Raw genomic sequence first — 1,043 nt, 5'->3', positions numbered from 1 at the left:
GGCAGTTCCGGCGGTTGCTGGAGCGCTATCGGCAGGAAGGACCGTCTGGACTGGTCTCCCGCAAGCGCGGCCGGCCCCCCAACAACCGCCTATCGGCCGATCGTGAGGCCGCTGCGCTTGACCTGATCCGCGAGCATTACGCGGACTTTGGCCCGACCCTGGCCGCCGAGAAGTTGCACGAGCGCCATGGGCTGACGCTGTCCAAGGAAACGATCCGCCGGCTGATGACGGTGGCTGGACTGTGGGTGCCGCGCAAACAGCGGCCACCGAAGATCTATCAACCTCGTAACCGGCGCGCCTGCTACGGTGAACTGATCCAGATCGACGGCTCCGACCACCGCTGGTTCGAAGACCGGGCGCCAGCCTGCACGCTGCTGGTCTATGTCGACGACGCCACCAGCCGGATCATGGAACTGCGCTTTACCCATTCGGAATCCACGTTCACATACTTTGCGGCGACGCGGGCCTATCTGGAGCGCCACGGCAAGCCGGTGGCGTTTTACAGCGACAAGGCCAGCGTATTCCGCGTCAATAAGCCGAACGCGGCCGGCGGCGACGGACATACCCAGTTTGCGCGGGCCTTATTTGAGCTGAACATTGAGGGCATCTGCGCCAACAGCAGCCAGGCCAAGGGGCGCGTCGAACGGGCCCACCAGACCCTGCAGGACCGCTTGGTCAAGGAACTTCGCCTTCGTCATATCAGCACCATGGAAGCCGCCAACGCCTTCATGGCGGAATTCATCGCAGACTACAACGCGCGCTTCGCCAAGGCGCCGCGCAATGACCACAACGCCCATCGGCCGCTGCGTCCCGACGAGAACCTGGATCTCATCTTCGCGTGGCGCGAGCCGCGCTGTGTGTCCAAGAACCTGACGATTCAGTACGACAAGATCCTCTATCTGCTGACGGATACGGCCGAGCATCGGAAGCTGGCCGGTCGCTATATCGATGTTTATCACTATCCGAACGGCAGGATCGAGCCACGCGCGAACGGCGCTGCCCTGCCCTATACCATCTACGACCGGCTATCGGAGATCGATCAG

The 1,043-nt window shown here is 62.8% G+C and carries 1 protein-coding gene; it reads left to right on the top strand.

Features of this window, described 5'->3' with window-relative positions:
- Nucleotides 1-1,043 (top strand): ISNCY family transposase (locus J8I34_RS34170; RefSeq protein ID WP_209808590.1); only part of this gene is annotated, 1,043 nt, incomplete at both ends.

The organism is Cupriavidus phytohabitans, from assembly GCF_017815025.1.
Classification (GTDB): domain Bacteria; phylum Pseudomonadota; class Gammaproteobacteria; order Burkholderiales; family Burkholderiaceae; genus Cupriavidus.
The sequence above is the reverse complement of the archived record's forward strand: the minus strand, read 5'-3'. Positions and strand labels throughout refer to the sequence as shown.